The following is a 5,561-nucleotide window of genomic DNA, read 5'->3' on the forward strand; positions in this document are numbered from 1 at the left end:
GTTCTCGATCATCCGGCGCACTTCGCGTTCGATGGTGGTGGCGTGGCTGCGCATGTGGTCGCCGCGCAGCGCGGAGTTGTGCAGCATCTCCTTGCGTCGCTCGGGGCTGGCGTCGAACACCACGCCCGTGCCGAAGATCGGTGTCATGAAGGGGTAGGCCTGCGCCTGGTCGAGGTCCTCATCGGCGGCGCGGAAGAAGAATTCGCCTCCCTCGGCGCCGGTCAGAAGGATCACCTTCTTGCCGGCCAGTTGGAAGTAGCCGACATCGCCGCACTCGTCGCGCACCCGCTGCATCAAGGCGATGGGGTCGGTGCGGAACTCCTCGAGGTGGCCGTGCTCCTCTTCGCCGCCGGAGACCCGCCGAACCTCCCGGATAGTGCTCACGGTGCCTCCGGATACTTCAGTTGCTGACGCTCTCTGGGCGCACTGGACAACGGCGCCTCGGGTTGAAGTTCCATGGATGCGACGAATCCGCCGCGCGGCGTCTCGGCGACGAACGCGATCGCGCGGGCCAGATCGGCCGCCCGCAGGAAGTAGGCGTGCCGCGCGTGGCCCCACCTGGCCCAGTCCTCCAGCGCGGGGGCGATGGACTCCGGCGGCAGGCTCCAGCCCATCCCGGTCTGGGTGGGCCCGGGATGCACGATCGACGCCCGAACACCGGTGCCCTCCAACTCCATCTGCAGGTTGGTCACCATCGCCAGCAGCCCGGCCTTCGCCGCTCCATAGGCGCCCATGTGCGGTCGTTGCCGTAACGCGACGTCGGAGCCGACGAAAATCACATCTCCGCGTTGGCGTTTCACCATGCCCGGCAGCACCGCGGTGGCCAGCCGGTTGGCGCCGATGAGGTGGGTCTGGATCTGCGACTCGAAGTCCTCGGTGCCGGTCTCGTAGAGCCGGCCGAAGAAGGTGTCGCCGGCACCGGCGACGAGCACCTCGATGTCGCCGAGCTGCGCGCCGGCACGACGCACGAACTGCGTCACCGAATCGGCTTCGGTGACGTCCAGCGGCAGGGCGACCGCCTCACCGCCGTCGCGGCGGATCCGTTCGGCGAGTTCCTCGCACTTGTCGACCCGCCGCGCGCCCAGTGCCACCGGGAAACCCCGGGCGGCCAGTTCGGTGGCAGTCGCGGCGCCGATGCCCGACGATGCGCCCGCGACCAGGGTGGGGCGGCGTGCCCGGTGGGGTTCGAAACGGGGCATCAGGCCTTCCTCACGGTGATGGGCAGACGCGCGAAACCGCGGACATTGCTCGAGTGCACGCGCACCGCGCCCGACTCGTCGATCTCGTAGCCGCGGATGCGCTCGAACAATGCGGTCAGGGCCACCCGGGCCTCCATCCGGGCCAGATGCGCACCCAGGCAGAAGTGCACGCCACTGCCGAAACTCAACAACTTCGACCCGATGTCGCGGCCGATGCGGAAGTCGTCGGGGGAGTCGAACACCCGCTCGTCGCGGTGCGCGGAGCCGGGTACCAGCAGCAGGGTGTCGCCCTCGTGCACGGTGGTGCCGTAGAACTCGACATCCCGGACCACCAGCCTGGCCAGGATCTGACTGGAGGTGTCGTAGCGCAGTGTCTCCTCGATCCACAGTGGGATGCGGGAATGGTCGGTGAACACACCGGTGAGCTGATCGGTGTTGTGGCCACCCCAATACACCGCGTTGCCAAGCAGTTTCGTGGTGGTCTCATTGCCTGCCACCACCATGAGGAACAGAAACGCCATGATCTCGTCGTCGCGCAGGCGGTCGCCGTCGATCTCCGCGTCCAGTAGCGCCGACGTCAGGTCGTCGGCGGGCCGGGCGCGGCGCTGCTTGACCATGTCGGCGTAGTAGACCAGCAGATCCATCGCGGCGACCAATGCGGACTTCGGGACGTCGGTGACGCCATCCTCCCGATGCATGACGGCGTCGGCCAGCATGCGCAGGCGCTGGCGGTCCTCGCCGGGCACGCCGACGAGTTCGGAGATGACGTCCATCGGCAGCCTGCCGGCGAATTCACCGATGTAGTCGAAGGCATCGGACTCCAGCGCGACGTCGAGATGCTGGTGGGTGAGCTCGAGGACCCGCGGCTCCAATTCACGGATCCGGCGCGGGGTGAAGCCCTTCGATACCAGGGTCCTCAGCCGCAGATGGTCGGGATCGTCCATCGCCAGAAACGACATGGTGCGGTAGGCCTCTGGGGTGCGCGAAATCGGGTCCAGCGACACACCCAGCCGGTTCGACAGCGCGGTGCTGTTGCGAAATCCGTGGTGAACGTCGGCATGGCGGGTCAGCGCCCAGAAGTTCAGGTCGTCGTTGCGATACAGCGGTGCTGCGTCGCGCAGCCTCTTGTAGTAGGGGTAAGGGTCCGCGTGGAAGTCGTAGTCGTAGGGATCGAGAACCAATTCGGCTGTGCTGCCGGTCATGTCGGCTGCCCCAGAATCAGCCCCACCACGTAGCCGAGCCGGTCGGCGATCTGCCGATAGGTCAGCACGCCGCTGCCGGCGTGCACCAACGCCCCGAAGTAGCTCATCTCCAGTGCCGAAATAGTGCGGCTGTCGGCACCGGGGCCGAGGGCGGACTTGATCCGCTGATGGATCTCGGCACCGATCCGCTCGCGGACCGGCCGGACGGCATCGTCGTTACTCAACAGCGCCGTCGTGCAGGCGGCCGCCAGCTCCGGCTCGTCGGCGACGACGAGGGCCAGGCTGCGCAACGCCTGCTGCACCCGGTGCGGACGGGTCTCGTTGACATCGGTGAAGAACGGCACTTGCCGGACCAGGTCTAGATACACCTCGGCGACGAGATGGTTCTTCGACGAGAAATACGTGTAGGCGGTGGCCGGCGCCACCTCCGCTCGGGCCGCCACCGCGCGCACCGTTAGGCCGGCGTAGGACGACGCGCCCAGCGTCTCGCGGGCGGCGTCGATCAGTCTCCGAAAGGTCTCCTCTTGCCGCGGCCGGCGCGCCTGGGCGTTCGGCGTCGTCACGACATCTCTGGACACCTGTCCACCGTACGGCTGTGACAGTGTCGAAGCAAGGTCGCTGACCGATCTTGCCGAGCAGCTTGTACTGGGACTATGGTTCCGAATTACGATGTCGGACAACTGTCTAAAAACTCAGGAGCTCACCGGGATGGCGATTGCAGCCGAACGCACCAGTGAGCTGTTCATCGACGGAGAGTTCACCCCCGGCGGCGCGGGGCGCTATCCCACCGTCAACCCGGCCACCGAGGAGATCCTGGGCACTGCCGCCAATGCCGACGTCGCCGACATGGACCGGGCGATCGCGGCCGCCCGGCGAGCGTTCGACACCACGAACTGGGCAGCAGACACCGCGCTGCGGGTGCGCTGCATCCGCCAGCTCCGCGACGCGATGCGCGAGCACATCGAGGAATTGCGCACGATCACCATCGCCGAAGCCGGCGCACCGCGGATGCTCACCGCGGCCGCCCAATTGGAGGGTCCGGTCGCCGATCTCGGATTCAGCGCCGACACCGCGGAGAACTACGCCTGGCGCACCGACCTCGGCGTCGCCGCCCCGATGGGTATCAAGACCCGGCGCACCCTGGTCCGAGAGGCGGTCGGCGTCGTCGGCGCCATCACGCCGTGGAACTTCCCGCACCAGATCAACCTCGCCAAGGTCGGGCCTGCGCTGGCCGCGGGCAATACCGTCGTCCTCAAGCCAGCGCCCGACACCCCCTGGTGCGCAGCGATTCTCGGTGAGCTCGTTGCCGAGCACACCGACATCCCGCCGGGTGTGCTCAACATCGTCACCTCCGCCGACCATGCGGTGGGCGCCATGTTGTCGTCGGACCCGCGGGTCGACATGGTGTCGTTCACCGGGTCTACCGCCACCGGACGGGCGGTGATGGCGGCCGGGGCGCCGACGGTCAAAAAGGTGTTCCTGGAACTGGGCGGGAAGTCGGCGTTCCTGGTCCTGGACGACGCGGACCTGCCAGTGGCCTGCGCCATGGCGGCATTCACCGCCTCGGTGCACGCCGGGCAGGGCTGCGCGATCACCACCCGGCTGGTGGTGCCGCGGGCGCACTACGACGAAGCCGCCGCCGCTGCGGCCGCCACCATGCTGGGCATCAAGCCCGGCGACCCCGACAAGCCCGGAACCGTCTGCGGCCCGGTGATTTCGGCGCGCCAACGCGACCGGGTGCAGTCGTATCTGGACCTGGCGATCGCCGAGGGCGGCAGCTTCGCCTGCGGCGGCGGTCGGCCGGCCGGCGGGGACCGCGGCTTCTTCATCGAGCCCACCGTGGTGGTCGGACTGACCAACCAGGCCCGGGTGGCACGGGAGGAGATCTTCGGACCGGTGCTGACCGTGATCGCCCACGACGGCGACGACGACGCCGTCCGCATCGCCAACGACTCTCCCTATGGCCTGTCCGGGACGGTGTTCAGCGCGGACCCGCAACGCGCGCAGGCGGTGGCGACGAGATTGCGGGTGGGAACCGTCAATGTCAACGGCGGGGTCTGGTATTCCGCCGACGTGCCGTTCGGCGGGTACAGACAGTCCGGGGTGGGCCGGGAAATGGGAGTGGCCGGGTTCGAGGAATATCTGGAACTCAAAGCCATCGCGACGGCGGTGTGACAGGAGAGCCATGGGGCAGTTCGATCGGAGAGTCGCGATCGTCACCGGCGCGGGCGGGGGGATCGGCGCGGCCTACGCCGAGGCGCTGGCCCGCGAGGGCGCGGCGGTGGTGGTGGCCGACATCAATACCGAAGGGGCCGAACGGGTGGCGTCCGGCATCGTCGCCGAGGGTGGCACCGCGTTGGCCGTCGCGGTCGACGTCTCCGAACCCGACTCGGCCGTGGCGATGGCGGAGCGCACCGTGGCCGAATTCGGCGGTATCGACTATCTGGTGAACAACGCCGCCATCTTCGGCGGAATGAAGCTGGACATGCTGCTCACCGTCGACTGGGACTATTACCGGCGGTTCATGAGCGTCAACCTCGACGGCGCGCTGGTGTGCACCCGGGCGGTCTACAAGGCGATGGCCCAGCGCGGCGGCGGCGCGATCGTCAACCAATCCTCCACGGCGGCATGGCTGTACGCCAACTACTACGGGCTGGCCAAGGCGGGGGTCAACGCGCTCACCCAGCAGTTGTCGCGGGAGTTGGGCTGGCAGAACATCCGGATCAACGCCATCGCACCCGGGCCCATCGACACCGAGGCCAACCGCACCACCACCCCGCAGCAGATCGTGGCCGACATCGTCGCCCGTATTCCATTGAGCAGGATGGGCCGGCCGGAGGATCTGGTGGGGATGTGCCTCTTCCTGCTGTCCGATCAGGCCCAGTGGATCACCGGGCAGATCTTCAACGTCGACGGCGGGCAGATCATCCGATGACCAGTTATGAGTCGGACCGCAGCGACGATGTCAGTGACGTTGTCGAGGACAATGCGCCGGATCCTCGGCTGGGCTGCATCGGATTGGGCAGCATGGGCGCCCCGATGGCGATGCGGCTGACCGGCTGGCCCGGCGGCCTGGTGGTCTACGACGTGCGTGCGGAAGTGGCGGCGCCGTTGGCCGATGCCGGCGCGACGGTGGCCGCCCGCGTCGCCGACGTGGCAG

General features: G+C 68.1%; 6 protein-coding genes and 1 pseudogene. 3 read left to right on the forward strand and 4 right to left on the reverse strand.

What is annotated here, in order from left to right; genetic code table 11:
- From cyp51 to ADBZ6I_RS15720, 4 genes and pseudogenes are all read right to left on the reverse strand, one after another.
- Positions 1–375 (reverse strand): annotated as a pseudogene (gene cyp51 / locus ADBZ6I_RS15705) (lanosterol 14-alpha demethylase); the annotation flags it as partial.
- Between the two features lie 5 nt (positions 376–380).
- A complete protein-coding gene (locus ADBZ6I_RS15710; protein WP_526385456.1) occupies positions 381–1,199 on the reverse strand; it encodes an SDR family oxidoreductase in 819 nt (272 codons plus the stop codon).
- A complete protein-coding gene (locus tag ADBZ6I_RS15715) occupies positions 1,199–2,401 on the reverse strand; it encodes a cytochrome P450 (protein WP_526385458.1) in 1,203 nt (400 codons plus the stop codon). Before ADBZ6I_RS15715 ends, ADBZ6I_RS15710 begins: the two co-directional genes overlap by 1 nt.
- Complete coding sequence (locus ADBZ6I_RS15720) at positions 2,398–2,979, reverse strand: TetR family transcriptional regulator (RefSeq protein WP_526385460.1); 582 nt, start codon at positions 2,977–2,979, stop codon at positions 2,398–2,400. The genes ADBZ6I_RS15715 and ADBZ6I_RS15720 overlap by 4 nt, the downstream gene beginning before the upstream one ends.
- A gap of 130 nt (positions 2,980–3,109) precedes the next feature.
- On the opposite strand from ADBZ6I_RS15720, the gene ADBZ6I_RS15725 reads away from it, so the two are divergent.
- The 3 genes from ADBZ6I_RS15725 to ADBZ6I_RS15735 form a co-directional block, all read left to right on the forward strand.
- Positions 3,110–4,576 carry an aldehyde dehydrogenase gene (locus tag ADBZ6I_RS15725; protein ID WP_526385462.1) on the forward strand — a complete coding sequence of 489 codons (1,467 nt, stop codon included), beginning with the start codon at positions 3,110–3,112 and terminating at the stop codon, positions 4,574–4,576.
- Positions 4,577–4,586: 10 nt separating this feature from the next.
- Positions 4,587–5,336 carry an SDR family oxidoreductase gene (locus ADBZ6I_RS15730; RefSeq protein WP_526385464.1) on the forward strand — a complete coding sequence of 250 codons (750 nt, stop codon included), beginning with the start codon at positions 4,587–4,589 and terminating at the stop codon, positions 5,334–5,336.
- Positions 5,333–5,561 (forward strand): NAD(P)-binding domain-containing protein (locus ADBZ6I_RS15735; protein ID WP_526385466.1); only part of this gene is annotated, 229 nt, incomplete at its 3' end. The genes ADBZ6I_RS15730 and ADBZ6I_RS15735, both read left to right, overlap by 4 nt.

It is taken from the genome of Mycobacterium sp. (assembly GCF_044342925.1).
Taxonomy (GTDB): domain Bacteria; phylum Actinomycetota; class Actinomycetes; order Mycobacteriales; family Mycobacteriaceae; genus Mycobacterium.